Origin of the sequence: Pseudovibrio sp. Ad37 (assembly GCF_001623075.1) — a bacterium.
Lineage (GTDB): Bacteria > Pseudomonadota > Alphaproteobacteria > Rhizobiales > Stappiaceae > Pseudovibrio.
In genome coordinates, this window is sequence record NZ_LMCF01000222.1 from 1 (window position 1) to 18,528 (window position 18,528).

At 51.9% G+C, this 18,528-nt stretch carries 11 protein-coding genes; 1 reads left to right on the forward strand and 10 read right to left on the reverse strand.

Annotated elements, in window-relative coordinates:
* Nucleotides 1–788: 788 nt before the first annotated feature.
* The 3 genes from PsAD37_RS25165 to PsAD37_RS25180 all read right to left on the reverse strand — a co-directional run bounded on the left by PsAD37_RS25165 (nt 789) and on the right by PsAD37_RS25180 (nt 5,278).
* Nucleotides 789–1,154, reverse strand: a complete 366-nt coding sequence (locus tag PsAD37_RS25165) for a hypothetical protein (protein ID WP_063298426.1) — start codon at nt 1,152–1,154, stop codon at nt 789–791.
* Nucleotides 1,155–1,352: 198 nt separating this feature from the next.
* Nucleotides 1,353–2,729 carry a sodium:solute symporter gene (locus PsAD37_RS25170; RefSeq protein WP_063298427.1) on the reverse strand — a complete coding sequence of 459 codons (1,377 nt, stop codon included), beginning with the start codon at nt 2,727–2,729 and terminating at the stop codon, nt 1,353–1,355.
* Nucleotides 2,730–2,992: 263 nt separating this feature from the next.
* On the reverse strand, nt 2,993–5,278 hold the full coding sequence (locus tag PsAD37_RS25180; protein WP_063298429.1) for an FdhF/YdeP family oxidoreductase: 2,286 nt from the start codon (nt 5,276–5,278) through the stop codon (nt 2,993–2,995).
* Between the two features lie 479 nt (nt 5,279–5,757).
* Between PsAD37_RS25180 and PsAD37_RS25185 the strand changes: the two genes are divergently transcribed.
* Complete coding sequence (locus tag PsAD37_RS25185) at nt 5,758–6,813, forward strand: helix-turn-helix domain-containing protein (RefSeq protein WP_063298430.1); 1,056 nt, start codon at nt 5,758–5,760, stop codon at nt 6,811–6,813.
* Here PsAD37_RS25185 and PsAD37_RS25190 read toward each other — a convergent pair.
* The 7 genes from PsAD37_RS25190 to PsAD37_RS25220 all read right to left on the reverse strand — a co-directional run bounded on the left by PsAD37_RS25190 (nt 6,810) and on the right by PsAD37_RS25220 (nt 18,485).
* Nucleotides 6,810–8,645, reverse strand: a complete 1,836-nt coding sequence (locus tag PsAD37_RS25190) for an SLC13 family permease (RefSeq protein WP_063298431.1) — start codon at nt 8,643–8,645, stop codon at nt 6,810–6,812. The two genes, PsAD37_RS25185 and PsAD37_RS25190, sit on opposite strands and share 4 nt — an antisense overlap.
* Nucleotides 8,646–9,094: 449 nt before the next feature.
* Entirely contained in the window at nt 9,095–10,141 is a 1,047-nt protein-coding gene (locus tag PsAD37_RS25195; RefSeq protein ID WP_063298432.1) for a 4-hydroxyproline epimerase, read from the reverse strand.
* A gap of 86 nt (nt 10,142–10,227) precedes the next feature.
* On the reverse strand, nt 10,228–11,463 hold the full coding sequence (locus PsAD37_RS25200) for an FAD-binding oxidoreductase (protein WP_063298433.1): 1,236 nt from the start codon (nt 11,461–11,463) through the stop codon (nt 10,228–10,230).
* Nucleotides 11,445–12,362, reverse strand: coding sequence for a dihydrodipicolinate synthase family protein (locus tag PsAD37_RS25205; RefSeq protein ID WP_063298434.1), 918 nt, complete (start codon nt 12,360–12,362; stop codon nt 11,445–11,447). Before PsAD37_RS25205 ends, PsAD37_RS25200 begins: the two co-directional genes overlap by 19 nt.
* A 192-nt stretch (nt 12,363–12,554) precedes the next feature.
* Complete coding sequence (glpK, locus tag PsAD37_RS25210; protein ID WP_063298435.1) at nt 12,555–14,054, reverse strand: glycerol kinase GlpK; 1,500 nt, start codon at nt 14,052–14,054, stop codon at nt 12,555–12,557.
* Nucleotides 14,055–14,380: 326 nt separating this feature from the next.
* Nucleotides 14,381–15,904 carry a glycerol-3-phosphate dehydrogenase gene (glpD, locus tag PsAD37_RS25215; protein WP_063298517.1) on the reverse strand — a complete coding sequence of 508 codons (1,524 nt, stop codon included), beginning with the start codon at nt 15,902–15,904 and terminating at the stop codon, nt 14,381–14,383.
* Between the two features lie 307 nt (nt 15,905–16,211).
* Nucleotides 16,212–18,485 (reverse strand): mechanosensitive ion channel domain-containing protein, encoded by a 2,274-nt coding sequence (locus tag PsAD37_RS25220; RefSeq protein ID WP_063298436.1) that lies wholly within the window; start codon nt 18,483–18,485, stop codon nt 16,212–16,214.
* Between the last annotated feature and the right edge of the window lie 43 nt (nt 18,486–18,528).

Consider the following 18,528-nt stretch of genomic DNA (forward strand, 5'->3'; position numbering starts at 1 on the left):
CTTTGGTGTTCTGAAAAACGTAAACTAAGTCAGCTATTCCGTAACAGTGACTTGTTACCAAACCACTCGCGAATAACCGCCGTCCACGTTTCTCTTTCTTCTTCCGTATTCAATTGTCAATGAACAGAGACTTACGCCTCAATATCCAGACTTACAAGATCTCTTAAAAACCCCGTAAATCCTTCTGTTTTTGTGCCTCCAGAACCGCGCCTCAGTGGCCCGCCCCGGTGGCGTGAAGCGGGTTATAGGGATACCAGACCGACCCGTCAACACGCAAACTCCAAAAAAACAAAACAATCGGGCAAAAACTAAAATTCAAACAATTCAATAACTTCATATATCAACCCACACACCACCACCAGACACCCTAAAACCGCAGAAACAAGCCAATAACAACCAAACAAACAACAAAAATTAACAAAAACAAAATTTGCACAGACGGGGATATCCAACTTTTTCAAACGAAACTCACACCCTCAGCACACCAAACCACCGCAAACGTCCCTCTGATACTTCAGCGACTCGCTCAGCCGCCCGAAACCGCCCTTCACCGGGTTTGCGTTCTTATGCGTTAGTCTTCGTTATTTCGGTGTGAGACGCGCGATCTTGCGTTCCTATGTCAGCAATCGAGGCAAAAGCCCGATCCAGTCGCCCGCGCCTACAGCTCCAACCGATCCCAACTTATGCCCCTCCTCGTCAGGCCCGCCCCAGACAGCCCAAACCCGACTTATGCCCGCCTCACCAAAATCTACCGCAGACCATGGCCGCCTGTCCCAGCAGAACCAGCCTCACCGCCCCGGCAGGTCCACGGTTACCGTCTCACCGCCATACCCATGAACACTGTCCCTGGCACGAACCACCACCCGCGACATCCCTGCCGGAATCTCAACACCACTCAACGAGCGTGTGAACGGCTGCTCATTCACATGCGGATGCGCCAGCACCCGCACGGCCAGCACTTTACCGTCTTCCGAAAGCACCTCCCATGCATCGGCATAGTGGTCCCATCCTTCATCACCATGGCGCACGGTCACATCAAACCGATAGGACCCATCCGCTTGCGGGGTCACATCCGCTTTCACCACATCGGCTTCACCCGCCAAAACCTGTGTCGCCAGCAAACTGAGGAATAGTCCAGAAAGAACAGCACGCATAAAAGCCTCCTTTAGAGCGCGTTCCGGTTGTATGGCTTCCATCAAACCCGATGAACTCGCTCCACCAAATAAATCAATGCATGACGCGCGACTATAAAGGCACGCATCAAACTCCAAGTTTGCAGCGAGGCTAATGCACCACCGCCAACCTGCAAGCCACAAAACCTCAAAATATCTTGAGCAACCAGCCGCTCTCACTCAGTCATGTATATAGATGGGAGATTTGGGCACGGATAAGAACACAACCAGATTGGCGAACACACCAATCACCAGTCCGGGCAGATCAAAAGGCGAGTTGAGCCCGCTCTGCCACAACACCGTAGCAACCACTCCGGTCACAGCACCTGCAAGAAAAGCCGTGGTCCCACGGCGCGTGCCATAGATAGCAGCCACCAGCGGCACCAGCACAATCGGCGCCCAATAATTGTAGGCGTAAATCAGAATATCCAGAATGCTCTCTATAGAGACGGCAAACACAATAGAGAGCAGCCCCACAACCAGCGTTACCAGCTTGGCGATGAACAGCAGGTTCTCCTCACTCATCGCCTTGCGCTGCAAAGGCCGCCAAACATCATTCACAAACGCAATACTAGCTGAGTTGAGATAAGAGTCGGCGGAAGACATCACAATCGCGATCACACCGGAAAATACCAGCCCCTTCAGCACAGGCGGCATAACACTCACAATCACAAAGCTCATGGCATTGTTAGGGTTCAAATCCGGGTCCAGCGCAAAGGCCACCAAACCAATGGCTCCGGTGATCGCGAAGAACAGAAAAGAGAACAGCCCGGAATAGAGCGTACCCCGCGCCGCAGCGCTCGCCGTCTTCCCCGCCAGCAACCGCTGCATATAAGGAGGCACAAGCGTCTCGCCAAACATAAAGACTAGAATAAGCCCGATCAGCCCCATCCAGCCAAAGTCCGGCCCGGGCAGAGCAAGATGGTCCGGCGGCACCGCCGCAAACAGCGCATCAAAACCGCCAATCTGATAAATGCCAAAGCCCAGCACCAGCGGCATCCCAATCGCCAGAATAACAAACTGCACCACATCGGTGTAAACCACCGCCCGCATACCGCCCAGCGTCGTATAAAGAATGACGATACCGCAGCCGATCCCGATGCCCCAGAACCGGTCCAGCCCAAAAAACACATTGAAGATGACGCCAATTGCACCAACCTGCGCACCAACAATGCCGCAACACAGCATCAAACCGCACACGCCCGTGGTTATTCTGGCCAGCTTGCCATAGGCCTTGCCCATAACATCACCAACCGAAACCGCATCGGGGAAAGCCTTCATCTTGGGCGCAATCAACGTGGCAACCGCGATCTCTTTACAGCTGAAGCCCCACAGCGCCACAATGTTAGCAACGCCATACAAAAACACCTTTTCTGCATTGCCGGTAGAAAAGCCCCCGCCAATAAAAGAGGCAGACATGGTGGCGAAAATAACAAGAGACCCAAACTCACGCCCCGCCGTCGCATAATCCTTCAACCCCCGCTGTATCCGGCCACCCCAAAGCCCCACCACAAGTATGCCAACCAAATAGCCAGCCACGATAATCATATCGATCATCAGCAGGGGTTCCTTTTAGACAACAACAAACGCAGGCGCGCCGTACCTCTAACAGGAAGACATTACATGAGAGTGAGACAGACCATTAAAAGGCGGGGTTTGGGAAGTGATCGCGGCGAGAACAATCGTTTTAGTATTGTATGCGAAAAGCAGAGTGTTGCTGACTTAATGCGAATGTCTAAAGCTGACCCCAAGCAAATTTACCCCGCTGCGAATGCTGCTGGCCCTTTATGTCTCTGCTCGAACAGCAGTGTTATGTGACGCTAAGACTTCTTAGTTTCCTGATCTATCAAAACTCTTACAGGGATCGATTTAGCTGCTGGTGTACCACTGATTTTGTCGTAATACCCAAGCGGCAAAAGCGGGTTGAGTTCCGGATAATAGCCGGCCACAGCCCCTCGGGGTAGGGAATAATCCACCACCGTCAATCCGTTGACCCGCCTATGCATGCCGTCATTAAAGATTGTCTCGACGGCAACAAAGGAACCATTTTCCAACTCGCGCTCTGCGCGATCCTCAGCATTCATAAACAACACCATTCGCGTGTTGTAGATACCGCGATAACGGTCACTGTTACTATAAATTGTCGTATTGAACTGATCATTGGAACGGACAGTCGCTAACCGCAACATATCCGGGTCATGAACTGGATCATCTGAATTTAATCCATCAAAAGTAAGGAAGTTTGCCTTCCCGTTTGGAGTGTTCCAAACAAGTCGTCTCGCCGGGACATCCAGATAAAAGCCCTCAGGAATGCGAATCTTCGACAGAAAGTCGCTGTAAATCTCCGGATAAACTTCTGAGATTTTTTCTCGGATCAAATTGTAATTCGTGATGAAACTTCCCCAGTTCACCACGCTATTTGGAAGAGTTGCCATAGCCATTCTGCACACAATTTCGACTTCTGACTTCAAATATTGACTTGCTGGCTCTAAAACTCCTCTAGACGCAGAAACCTTTGACATTGAATCTTCGGTTGTCAAAAACTGTTCACCGGCGGAAGTACCGATCTTTTCGGAGCGTGCGATTACGGGAAGGATCAGGGCATCTTTGCCGTGGACGAGGTGACCACGGTTGAGTTTGGTTGCAATACCAACAGTGAGGGAAAGCTTACGCATGGCACCATAGGAGCGTTGAGTATCTGGAATGGCACGAACAAAATTGCCGCCCATCCCGATGAAGACCTTAGCGTTCCCTTTCTCCATCGCTTCTACGGCTTTAATTGTATGGTGCCCATGTTCACGAGGCGGCTCAAAATGGAATACTTTCTTTAGCTGTTCGAGATAAGCCTGCGAAGGCTGTTCATCGATACCAACTGTCCGGTCTCCTTGAACATTTGAATGACCGCGGATCGGTGCAATGCCTGCTCCTGGCTTGCCAAAGTTCCCCAATAACAACAGTAAGTTTGCCACCTGTTGTAGAAGGTGTGATCCTTTCTGATGCTGAGTAAGGCCCATTCCATAACAAATCATCGTTGCTTTAGACCGGATATAAACTTCTGATACACGTCTGATTTGCTCTTCAGAGATGCCTGAAATGTCGGTAATTTCATCCCAATTCTGGCTCAAAACATCTTCTTGCAATGCAGTGATGCCTACTGTGTGACGCTCTACGAACGCCCAGTCGATTATTTGCTCACCATTGGCATCGCGTTCAAAAATGACCTTCATCATGCCCTTGAGCATTGCGAGGTCCCCACCAATACGGACTTGAACAAAGTTGCTCGCGATTTCAGTTGAGCCCAATGTCGCCATTTGCACAACGTCTTTAGGATTAGTGAAACGGATCAACGCACGTTCGGGCATTGGATTGACCACGATAACAGGTACACCCCGTTTTCGCGCTCGAATAAGATTGGCCATCATACGAGGTGAATTTGTACCGGTATTTTGACCTATAACGAAGATTGCCTGAGTACTGTCAAAATCTTCCATCACCACAGTGCCCTTACCTACACCAATTGATGGCGGCAGGCCTCGGCTTGTTGGCTCATGGCACATGTTTGAGCAATCTGGAAAATTATTAGTGCCAAACTCGCGCGCAAAAATAGAATAGAGGAATGCAGCCTCATTGGAGGTGCGTCCTGACGTATAAAATTCCGCTTGATTTGGATTGCCTAGAGCTCGCAGGTGTCCGCCAATCAGATCAAAGGCTTCATCCCAGTCACAAGGCACATATTTATCTAGTTCCTCACTATAACGCATGGGTTCGGTTAGCCGACCTTGCATTTCCAACCAGTGATCAGATTCTTCCATCAAGCTAGATACAGTATTCGCGGCAAAGAACTCGCGTGTTACTCTCTTTTTCGTTGCTTCGAAGGCGAGTGCCTTTGCACCATTCTCACAAAACTCAAATTTACTTCGACACACCGGGTCAGGAAAGGCACAACTAGGGCACTTAAAGCCTCCAGGCTGGTTCATTGAAAGGAGTGCTTTCGAACCTTTGCTGAGACCACTTTGCTCCATCAATACCTTGAGCGTGGCCCTTGCAGCCCCCCAACCGCCTCCTGGTTGCTCAGTTTTTTGGATCTTATTTTTCTTCTCCGTCATACCAAGAGGCTCACTTTTTCTTACCGTAGATGTGTCTACCTACAAAGCGGTGATTTTGAATACAACAGATAGTAAACCATATATAATTAAACCAGAGATAATGTGTAATATAAAATATGCAACTGTATTTTTAAATAATACCATCAGCTTCGGCCTCATTATAAAGTTAAATTCGTCATCATTCTCAATATAAAGACAACAACATATTTTTTATCTTAAATATTAGAGTACTTATCAGAGATGCACTATTTTTCTAACTAAACTAAGGCAATCATAGTTACACAGTACTAACATTCCCCGCAGTACCTACACCTGTCACAGTCTGACGTACGTCATCCGGGAAACAAACAATTCCAGCATCAACTCCGCGTTCTTAGAAAAGCATCTACTAAATTATATTTCTGCCTGCAGTTGTGTGCTTGTCAAATACATCACATAGTATGCATGTCTAAAGCATTCATGCAGCAGGAGGCGGGCCGTTGAGTGAGGCAATTCAAACGGAACCGATCGTCGGCCTACCAAGAAACTCATTTTCATTAGATTCCATCCGGCGAAAAGACAGATTTGCGTTTTGGCGAGAGAGCTTAGCCTGTCTTTGCGAGGCAGAAATACACCGCGGCGAAGATCAGCTCGATTTCTTTGGTGATATCAAATCTGTGCTGTTCGATTCCCTCATGCTCTCTCAGGTGACAGCACAAGCCCATATCGCCAACCGCACCAATGCGGCCATGGCACGAGATGGCGTAGATCATTATTTGCTGATGGTTCATGATGAGGGCGACGCCGAGTTCTATGCCGGGCAAAAGAGCGTCAACCTCAACAAGGGCGACTGCATTTTTCTGGATTTCTCACAGGAAGGTGGCTCAATCGCCGGCAGTTACAGCAATCGCTCCATTCTGATCGCACGCGAGCAACTTGCGCCCCTGCTGCACAGCCCGGATGACAGCAACTTAAAAACACTCCCGGCGGCTCACCCACTGAATGTGATTTTGCGCGAACATCTCTCGTCAGTCAGCGCCCAGACCAGCAAACTGAACATGCAGCAAGCCCAGCAGCTCGTGCCCGCAACCATGGGGTTGATTGCTGCGTGCCTGAATGGAATGCCTCATGAAAGCGAGGCAGGACAGGAAGGTGTTAATCTGGCCTTGATGACCCGCGCCCGGCGCGTTGTCGAGGCAAACCTGACCAACCCGAACCTGTCTCCGGACTATCTCGGCGGCGCCATAAACGTATCGCGCAGCAAACTCTATGAGTTGTTTCTGTCCTTCGGCGGCGTCAGCAAATACATCCGCGACAGGCGCATGAAGGCCGTCTTGCGCGCACTGCTAGACCCGCGCAACGCCTACAGAGCAACCTATCAGGTGGCTTTGGATTTTGGCTTCATGAATGAAAGCAGCTTCAGCCGCATGTTCAAAAAATACTTCGGCTTCTCCCCTCGCCAGGTGCGCTCAAAATCCTTTGAAATCACCGCAGCCGCTCAGGGAGAAATCAAGCAAGGCCGACAATACGAAGACTGGATACTGAACCTCAGCTAGAACGGCAAAAACACCGGAATAAGCGGGGTGGCAATCGCCAGCGCCATGATCTGCAACGGCACGCCAATCACCACGTAATCCTTGAACCGGTAGTTCCCCGGCCCCATCACCAGCGTGTTAATGGGCGAGGCCACAGGCGTACAAAACGCCGTCGAAGCCGCAATCGCAACGCTCATGAGGAATGGCTCAGGCTGCACCCCCATAATGGACGCCACCTCAAACGCAACAGGCGCAATCAACACCGCCGTCGCCGTGTTCGACGTAAACTGGCTGAAGACAGAGGTCAGCAAAAACAAAGACATCAGCATCACATAAGGGGAGCTATTGCCATAAAGCGCAACAATCTGATCCACAATCAGCAGCAACCCACCCGTTTTCTCAAGAGCGGTAGCCATGGGGATCATCCCCGCAATCAAAATCAAACTGGGCCAGTTGATAGAAGTGTAAGCCCGATTAACCGAAACACACCCCACGCACACCATTGCCGTCGCCGCCAAAACAACCGCCGTCACGCTCGGCACCACACGGAAGATGATGAGCGCCAGCATAAGCGCCAGAATACCAAGCGCGACAGGCGCCAGCTTGCGCCGGGGCAGATAGTTCTTAATCTCCTCCGGAAACGCCAGCAACAGAAAACTCTCCCGCGCCGCCTGCAGTTTGCTGATGTTCTCCCAGTCCCCGACCACAAGCAACTGGTCCCCAAACTTCAGCTCAATGTTCCCAAAGTTCCCGTGCAGAGTTTCCCCCTTACGGATAAGCCCGACAACGCTCAGGTTGTGGTTGGTCCTAAACCCGGCACCACTGATCTTTCTACCGATCAGCTTGGAATCCGGCGCCACAATCAAATCTGCCATGCCAAGCTCACGCGCAGAAAGGTGATGCCCCTCCTCGCCCATCGGCAACAGTTCCAGCCCAATGCAGGCAAACACATCCTCGCTGATAGGCTCCTGCATCACCCCGAACACAATATCATCAGCCTTGAAGGCACGGTTTGTCTGCGTCGACGTCACCTTCAGCCGCTTGGTCGTGGTGGAGGTATACTCCAACCCAAACAGTGTAAGCCCAACCCGCCGCCGCAGCTTCGCACTCACAACAGTCTGCCCAACCAGCTCAGAATCCTCACGGACCCGCAGGCGGACAATCTTGTCCTCAATATCATAGGCTTCCAAAAACCCCTGCAGCGTCCGGCGCCCCTGCTCGGTCGCCCCTTGCGGTCGCTGCTGACCACGCAAAAATAGGCGGCCATACACCAGCATGTAAATCACCGCCACAATGAGAATGACGAGCCCGATCGGCGTGAAGATGAAGAAGTTGAACGGCTCCATGCCAGCATTTTGCAACTGCGCATTGGCAATCAGGTTGGGCGGTGTCCCGATCAGGGTAAGCATCCCCCCAATCAGTGCCCCATAAGCAAGTGGCATAAGCAGCCGCGAAGGAGAAAGGTTGGAGCGGCTCGCAAGGCGGATAGCAACCGGAATAAAGATCGCCCCTGCCCCGGTCACACTCATAACAGACGCCAGCGCCGCAACCGTCAGCATCAACAGCACGATCAGCTTCCACTCCTGATCCCCCGCAATCTGAACGATCTTGTCTCCAACCGCATAAGAAATCCCGGTTTGAGCCAGCGCCTCACCAACAATGAACAGCCCGGCAATCAAAATGACAACGGTGGACCCGAAACCCGAAAGCATTTCAGCAGGCGTCAGAATACCAGACAGCCCAAGCGCCAACATCACCATGATTGCAACAAGGTCCAGCCTCAGCTTGTCGGAGACAAACAGGATGACAGCTGCAAACAATACGAAGAAGGTGAAAAGCATTTCCCAAGACATCGTCTTAGTGTCCTTCGAGAAGTAAATCAGAGGGTTCTGGCCGCAGAATCTGTACGATGTATACGAGGCATATTCGGCAGATCTTAATAAGACAGGAAGTCTTATAGGCCACCGCTTAGTTTATCGAGATGTCTAAGTAAACAATTTATTGAGAGCCTTCGTATTCCCAGCTGTGGAAACAGCATAAGTTATTATGCATATACTTAGTCTGGATCCATTAGTTGCTATCCAGATACCCTGACGAAACTTAACTGAAGTTTACCAGCGGCAAGTTAAAAGCCACATCCTGCTTCCTAAAGGGCAGAGACCTGCAGTTTACATCACCAAGTAATCCAGCTCGATTTACAGGATCGCACACGGCACTTCCATCACAAAAAGAGGCGCAGCCTGTCTTGGCCACGCCCTTCACTGGTAGAATACAATCCAAAGCTAGGTCTCTACGACCTCAATCATTTTCCGTAAGTCCCTTTCTCCGGAAAGTGCTTTACGCCGTCGGCGGCCAGCTGGAAGCCGGTCATATAGGGGTCGCGGTCATCGAGGAAGAGGGTGTTGTAGCCGGTTTTGCGGGCCCAGCCTTCGATGGTTGGGATGATGCCGTCATGGCCACCCACTTTGGTTGCTTCCTTCACACCGCCCACAAACACAGAGCCGATGATGGATTCATGGCGCATGGTGTCGCCAACCTTTAGCTCACCTTTGGCGTAAAGATGCGCGAGGCGAGCAGATGTGCCGGTCCCGCACGGGCTACGGTCCAGTGCATTGTCGCCATAAAACACCGCATTGCGCCGATCCGCAGCCTCAGAGGTTGGCTTGCCAGTCCATTGAATGTGGCTGATACCGTGAATGCGTTCATCTTCGGCATGGGTCACGGAGTACTTCTCATTCAAAGCAGCCCGCAACCGCGGACTCCAGTCGAGCAACTGTGAGACACCTACATTCTCAAGGCCCGGAAAGTTCTCCTGTTCCTCAACAATGGCGTAGAAGTTGCCGCCATATGCCACGTCAACGCTGATCTCACCCACACCCGGCAGGTCAACACTCAAACCAGTCTCTGCCAGATAGCTTGGCACGTTGGTCAGACAAACACTCTCAACATATCCGTCTTTTTCAAAATACTCAGCAACCACAAGACCAGCAGGCGTATCCAAATACACCTTGCCCGGCTCTCGAGGCTCAATAAGCCCCTCTTCCAGCGCCATAGTAATCGTACCGATGGTGCCATGCCCACACATGGGCAAACAGCCGGATGTTTCAATAAATAGCACTGCCACATCACAGTCAGGCCGTGTTGGAGGAAACAGCATGGAGCCGGACATCATGTCGTGCCCACGCGGCTCAAACATCAATCCGGTTCTGATCCAGTCATAGCGCTTGAGAAAATCCGCCCGCCGCTCCAGCATATCATTGCCGCGCAAGGCTGGCGTGCCGCCCGCAACCAGTCGCACGGGGTTACCGCAGGTATGCCCATCAACACAGAAAAAACTCTTGGAGACCAAGCTCCCCTCCCCTTATTCCATGGCATCAATGCAGGATGCCGGCGGTCAACCGATGGAGCCCTCTCTCTCCCCCGGCAAAACCGCGCTTAAAATCGTTGAGCACTGTAAAGTGTGCAATCTATTTTTGGTGTTTCACCGCAAATCAGGTCACTGACCAGCTCAGCCGTAATAGCTGCCTGTGTGAGCCCATGATGACCATGCCCAAACGCATAAGTCACGCGGTCGCTTTGTTTAGAATGCCCAATCACCGGCAAGGTATCCGGCATAGAAGGCCGATGTCCCATCCAGCGAATGCCGTTTTCACGGTTCAGGCCGGGTAACAAACGAGATGCCTTCTCGGCCATCGCGTCAGCCCGCTTCCAGTTGGCTTCCATCTCCAGCCCGCCAAACTCAACAGCGCCGCCAACCCGCAATCCGTGAGAAAGCTGCGTCACTGCAAAGCCAAGTCCTGGCACCATAACAGCATGCTTCAAAGCAACATTCGGCTCGGAAAACGTGGTGTTGTACCCACGCTCCGTCTCCAGCGGCACCTTGTCTCCCAACTGAGCCGCCAGCGTCTTGGACCACGCACCACAAGCAATCACCGCATGATCGCTGAGGATTTGCTCTTCACCTTCCAGATGCAGAACAATGTGATCGCCCTGCGGCTGAATATGAGAAACCGAGGACTTGAGGATCTTGCCACCGTTGCGCTCAAAAGCCTCTGCAAGGCTCAGGCACAGAGCATGCGGATCATCAACACTCATCCATCCCGGCACCAGTGCTCCGCCAACAACATTCTCAGAAAAATCGGATTCTAACTCACGGATCTGGTTGCCATTGAGCTCTTCAACCTCGATGCCATGCTCACGTTGCTCCTGCCAGCCTTTGCGAACACCCTCAATCTGACTGCGCTCGGTATAGACCTCAAGACAGCCCTTCATAAACACATGATGTCGCGTGACTGAGGATTGCCACAGCCGTTCCCATGCAGGCAACGAAGCCTTGTTGATCGCAGCTTTGCCAAGAACGCTGTGTTTCAGTTTGTCAGGAAGCGATGCCCGCGAGAACCGCAGCATCCATGGCAGGATCTTGAGTGCATAAGCAGGTCGCACAGAAAGTGGCCCCAGCGGGTCTAGCAACCAGCCGGGTATTTTCCGCCAAATGCCTTTGGATGCCAAAGGCGCAACATCAGTCCATGCAATGCCAGCCGCGTTCCCACGGCTGGCCATTTCACCCGGACCATTGCGGTCAATCAGAGCAACCTTGTGGCCTTCTTGCTGAAGGCGCAGGGCTGTTGCCAATCCAACAACCCCGGCTCCGATTACATGGATGTGTCGCATAGCTCTTTAAGCTCCGGCAGTTCCGGGCGGCATGCAACTGCATCTTCCACCACCTTGATGACACGCGCACGCTCCGCACCGGACAAAGCCAGACGTGGCGCACGAACACGGTCATTAGAGCCGATAGCAACCATCTCTGCCAACTTGATATTTTGGACTAGATTGGTGGAGACATCCAAGTCCAGCAGCGGACGGAACCAGCGGTAAATCTCAAGCGCTTCCTGATAACGCCCAGCTTTTGCCAGCTTGTAGATCGCGACAGTTTCGCGTGGGAAAGCCACAACAAGACCAGCAACCCAACCATCAACACCCATCATCAGGCTCTCAAGCGCAAGGTTATCAACACCGGTCAGCACCTTGAAACGATCGCCAAAGCGGTTGATCACTTCTGTTGCGCGGCGAATGTCATCGGTGGACTCTTTCATCGCAACAATAAGCGGCTCGTCTGCCAGCTCAGCGAACATGTCCAACGTCACATCAACACCGTAAGCAACTGGGTTGTTGTAAACCATCACCGGAACGCCACCAGCTTTCGTAACTGCTTTGATGTGAGCCACAGTCTCATGCGGTGCAGAGCGGTAGGGCACGCCCGGCAGAACCATCAGACCATTTGCACCAGCAGCTGCAGCATCCGCTGCCGCTTTCATCGCACGGCGCGTAGAGCTCTCGCACACGGTCATGATGACGTGTTTGGACCCACAAACCTTTTTGGCAAGCTTGAGAATTTCGATTTTCTCTTCTGGCTCCAGCGCCATCGCTTCACCAAGAGAACCACAAACAATAATGCCATCGCAGCCGGCGTCCATCTGCAGCTGGAAGCAACGCTCCATCTCTACAAAATCAAGCTCATCGTTCTCTGTAAACTTTGTTGTGACAGCCGGGTAAACACCAGTCCACATTTTGATTATCCTCACCTGTGATATATTACAGGCAATATGACCCTCAAACCCTCAAAGGTCAATACTGTGATATATCTGAAACCAATTAATCCAGAACCACAGTGGAAAAGCAATAAATTCAGCAGGTTAATAACGCTGCGGAAAGTGTGTAACCGGCAATCCGACACTTCCCGCAGCACAATATCATGAAGTTCAGGAGGCCTGAGAACGAGTCCGGGAAACAGCGTCATGCCAACCGGAGAGTCGCTTCTCACGCTCGGTTGCGTCCATGTTCGGCTCAAAACGACGGTCCAGATGCCAGCGCTTGGAGAATTCCTCCATGCTCGGCCAAACACCCGCCTTCATACCCGCAAGCCACGCAACGCCAAGTGCGGTGGTTTCCTGAACAACAGGGCGATCCACCGGACGGCCAAGAATGTCCGCAAGAAACTGCATGGTCCAGTCAGAGGCAACCATGCCGCCATCAACGCGCAGCACGGTGTCACCATTCAGCGGAGAACCCATGTCAGAAGACTTGGAGTTGATCAGATCAACAGTCTGGTAGCCAACACTTTCCAGTGCCGCCCGTGCAATCTCGTCCTGACCGGTGGAACGCGTCATGCCGAAAATCGCCGCGCGGGCTTCAGGATCCCAGTATGGCGCACCCAGACCAACAAACGCCGGAACCAGATAGACATGGCTTTCCGGGTCAGCATTCTCAGCCATCAACTGCGTCTGCGCAGCGGTCTCGATGATCTTCAGCCCATCACGCAGCCACTGCACGGCAGCACCCGCAATAAAGATGGAACCTTCCAGCGCATAAGTCGTTTTGCCGTTGAGGCGATACGCAATGGTAGAGAGCAACCGGTTCTTGGAATAAACCAGCTCTTCACCGGTGTTCAGCAATGCAAAACAGCCAGTGCCATAGGTGGACTTCACCATGCCCTGCTTGAAGCATGCCTGCCCAACCGTTGCCGCTTGCTGGTCGCCAGCCACGCCATAAATCGGCAACTCGGCACCAAACAGATCAGCTGTGATTGTGCCGAAATCATCCGCACAATCTTTCACGTCCGGCAGCAGGCTCTTTGGGATGTTCAGCAGAGCCAGCAGCTCGTCATCCCAGCAGTTTTCGCCAATGTTATAGAGAAGAGTACGCGAAGCGTTGGTCGCATCAGTCACATGGGACTTGCCGCCTGTCAAACGCCAGATCAGCCAGGTATCAACGGTACCAAACGCCAGTTCACCAGCTTCTGCCCGCGCACGCACGCCCTCAACATTGTCCAGAATCCAAGCAACCTTGGTGCCGGAGAAATAAGGATCAAGCAGCAGACCTGTCCGGCTAGTAAACAGTTCCTCATGACCCGCCGCTTTCAACGTGCTGCAGAAGGCAGAAGTTCGCCGGTCCTGCCAGACAATCGCGTTGTAAACCGGCTCACCCGTCGCGCGATCCCAGATCAGCGTTGTCTCACGCTGGTTGGTAATGCCCACACCGATAATCTGCCCTGCAGCAAGGTCAGCACCGGATAAAGCCTCACGGCATGTGTCAACAGTCGTCGTCCAGAGGTCATCAGGATCGTGCTCTACCCAGCCTTCATGCGGAAAGTGCTGCGGAAACTCCCGTTGCCCGACACCCACACTTTCAAAACTGTCATTGAAAACGATCGCACGCGTTGACGTCGTCCCCTGATCAATGGAGAGCACCCACCCTGTCATTTATTCCTCCCGGAAGAGGGTTCCCCTCTTCGAAAATCCAATTTGGCACCAGCTATTTTTCTGAGGCGCCGAAACAATCTACAGCGCGTTCCGCTTGATTACTCACAATCAAGCGATAAGAATTCGCTTAAGCAAACAAATTAGAGCACGGCACGTAAATGAGAATGCACGTGATGTGCTCTAATGATGAACGTAGAATGTCACTTACCAAAATATAAGGGTCAAAACACCAAGATAACGACCAACCTTTGTGTATACCATCCCATACAAGGCGCCATGACATAAAACAGGCCCTGCCTTTCTCTAGGAAAAACAGAGCCTGAAACTTAACCAGCCATGCGGCTCGCTTCAAAGTAGCTGGCAAGGTAATGCTCCAGCACACCTGCTGCTTCCTTCGGCAGATGCAATCCCAGCTTGGAACGCCGCCACAAAATGTCTTCCGCAGTCACAGCCCATTCCTGCTCAACCATCCAGTTGACCTCGCAGGCATACAAATCGCCGCCAATATGTGCGCCCATCTCAGCAGTGGTTTTCGCATACCCGAGGATCTTCATGGCATCAGAGCCATAGGACCGCACCAGACGATAGGCATGATCATGCTCAAGGAACGGATAAGCTGATTTCAAAGAAGCAACCTTCGCGCCAAAGTCACTCGGCTCAAAGTCACCGCCCGGCAGAACGCTGTCCTTGGTCCAGCTGTTCTTCTTGGCAGCCTGCGGCAGATAATCCGCCAGCTTCTCCAACGCATGTTCAGCAAGACGGCGATATGTGGTGATCTTGCCGCCAAACACGCTCAGTAATGGAGCCTTGCTCTCACCCTCATCCATCTCAAGAACATAATCACGCGTCGCCGCACGCGCTTCGCTCGCACCATCATCATAAAGAGGACGCACACCGGAATAGGTTCGCACAACCATGTCCGGGGTCACTTCTTTAGAGAAGTACTCACTCACCGCGCTGCACAGATACGCAACCTCATCATCAGAACAGGAAACACCTGCCGGATCACCCTGATAGTCAACGTCAGTGGTCCCAATCAGCGTGAAATCATTCTCATAAGGGATCGCGAAGACAATACGGCCATCCGCATTCTGGAAAATGAAGCTGCGATCATGGCCAAACATCTTCGGTACAATGATATGGCTGCCCTTCACAAGACGCACATTCGCCTGACTGTTCAGCCCAATCGCGCCTTTCAAAACGTTAGACACCCAAGGCCCAGCCGCATTCACCAGCGCTTTCGCATGCACCAGCTCGTTCTTGCCGCTCACGCTATCACGAATTTCAATCTCCCAACCACCAGCGGTACGGGAGGCGCGAACAACTTCAGTGTTACGGCGAATTTCAGCACCACGCGCAGCAGCATCACGCGCATTCAGCACAACCAGACGCGCATCATTCACCCAGCAATCGGAGTATTCAAAACCGCGTGTGAAAAGAGACTTCAAGCCATCATTGAACGGAGCACTGTCCAGCGGCACAGTCTTCGTTGCCGGCAAAAGCTTACGACCACCCAGATGGTCATACATGAACAGGCCAAGGCGCAGGAACCACGCGGGACGCAAGCCTTTATGATGCGGAAGAATAAAACGAAGCGGCCAGATGATATGCGGCGCCATATTTAAAAGAACTTCGCGTTCCTTCAAAGCTTCACGAACGAGACGAAACTCATAATATTCCAGATACCGCAGTCCGCCATGGATCAGTTTGGTAGAGGCCGAAGAGGTCGCGCTTGCAAAATCAGTCTTTTCCGCCAGAAAAACTGAAAGTCCTCGTCCGGCAGCATCACGAGCAATGCCGCAGCCGTTGATCCCGCCCCCTATGACAAATAGATCATAGCTCTTACTCATGGTCTTGCTCATGACTGGCCCCTCAATGTCACGGTTCTCGCCAGTGAATCCGTGAAAGCACGCATATTCATTACGCCGAACCTATTCGAATATTTTCGAAAGTCAACGAAACCTATTATCATATATATGTATTAAAACGAAACTCCCATAAGCAAGCGAAAAAATCGTCTTTTGGGCTTATTTCTCTCGTCAATTTGTTTAACACAGGGCAACAGCAAAAAGGCGCATTCGTAATCAAAACGAACGCGCCTTTTTCATATGAAACCGAAACTGCGTTGTTTCGGTATCTGTTTCAACTCAGATCACATCAATTGGGACCATCGTCCGGCGGAATGTTCTCTCCCTCTCCACCAGACCTTTTGGCACCCTGTGCTTTTGTCTGCGCACCTTTCTGCTCAACCTGAGGCACATCCTCTGGCTTGCTGTCCCCTGCCACATGGTAGGTCACTTGCGGGAATGGAATATCGATACCGCGCTCATCAAACACGACCTTCAGGCACTCATTATAAGCCCGTCCGATTGCCCACTGGCTTCCTGGCAAGGTTTTAATACGCGCCCGGATGTTGATGGCAGAGTCACCAAACGCAGTCACACCATGCATTTCCAGCTCGCCAAGGATCGCAACATTGTGCGGCGTTTCCTCCAACCGGCGGAAGGCTTCTTGCATGGCTTCTTTGGCAACTTCAATATCAGTGCCATACCCAACACCCATAACCGACACCGCATAAGCGAAGTCGCGGGTGGAGTTGGAAACGCTGGTCACAGAAGAGAATGGAATGATGTGTGAGGTACCATTGAGATCACGCAGGCTCACGCTGCGAATGCTCAATCGCTCAACGGTTCCGGAAATTCCACCAACCTCAACAAAGTCTCCTTCGTTCATCGCATTCTCAAGCTGAATAAAAGCACCAGTGATCACATCCTGTACCAGCTTTTGCGACCCAAACGAGACCGCCAGACCAACAACACCAGCACCAGCAATCAACGGAGCAATCTGAATACCAAGCTCAGACAACGCCAGAAGCGTAAACATCACAATCATCAAAATGGAGATTGCATTGCTGAACAGCTTGAACAACGTCTTGGTTCGGCCGGAAACGACTTTTCCTTCACGCTCAAGAATGCGCAGGTCTATCCAGGACATAATCGTCAACCAAAGAGCAAACCCAATAAGGATGACAATGACAGCAGACATGATGGAGTTCGCAAAGGTAATACCGTCACCCGACCAGATCCACTGCCAGAAGCTGCCAACACCCCAAACTTCCAGAACACCAACAATCACACAAAGACCGACAATAACGCGCAGCACCACGCAAACAGTCGGCAGGAAGGAGTTCAAGCGGCTTTCAAACGTAGGTAGCACATGATCCAGCGCATCATAAAGGTTCACCCCCTTACGGATCACCCTCGTCAGCAACATCATGATGCCCAGCCCGATGAAGATGACAAGCAAGGACATAGCGCTGGTTCTGGCAATATAGTTGATGGCATCAAGCGGCGTACGCAGCCATGCAACCATGATTGCAAACACATAAAGCAACGCTAGCAAATGCCAGCCAAAGCCGAGCCCCTTAAAGAGCTGAACTGAGAAATTGGAGCCTCGAAAGCTCTCAGCATACCCGCGAATAGCGTGACGCACCCGCAACCGTGACCGAAGAATAATTGTCACAAGATAAACAAGGCAGACCAGCACAACAGTGACTCTCACACTGCCCGCCAGCTGCGCAGAGAAATTCACCCCAACCATTGGCACGGCCAAACGAATGCCAAAGCCAAGGATTCCGACAATCATAATAAGGTGCCGCGACCAAAAAACAGCTTCCTGATCGGAAAATGGCAACAGACGGAAGGCTGATCGATGCGGTGCAAACACAAACCGGATCACCACCCGCGACATCTCAATCAGGAAAAAGGCATTGATAGCAAACAACTCGACATTGTTGACGCTCTGAACCGTTGGGTCCGTCGAAAAAATGTAAGCCGACAGATAGCCAGCGCCAGACGCAACCCCAACAAACACGGCATCAAAACCGGAGGTAATCGCCAGCAGTCCAACACGGAAGAACAGCGGGTGCCGGTCTACTCTCTTCTCATACCGCCGCATATAAGCGGTTGATATCTTATGCAAAATAATCAGTACGATATACGCAGGCAACAGCACCCGGATGATGCTGAAAATGCCATCCAACAACCGCGAATGATCCACTTTAGACTGGCCATCCAGCAAGTCCTCATAACCGGATAGCCCTGTGATGATGAGCGTACCAAAGTCATAGAAACTCGAAACACCATCCTGCACATAAGTCCCGATCTGCGCCGCAATCGTTGCTTTGGCAGCCGGGTTTGCTGTGGCCGTGGGTGCCCCGGAACCAGACGAGCCATTGGCCTGCTGCTCCTGCAGAATTTTAATAAGCGCCTCACGCCCCTTCGGGTCTTCAAGCACCTTGATCAGGGCTTGCTTGGCCTGCTGCACATCAGCCCCACCCTCAGCAGCGGTGGAGGAGGTTTGAGCCTGCGCAGTACTGGCAAAACTGAGAAAGACCGCAGCGAATGCCGCAATAAGAAACCGGAAAAACATGGATCACCCAGAATGAAAACGAATAAAATTCAAGCGAACATTA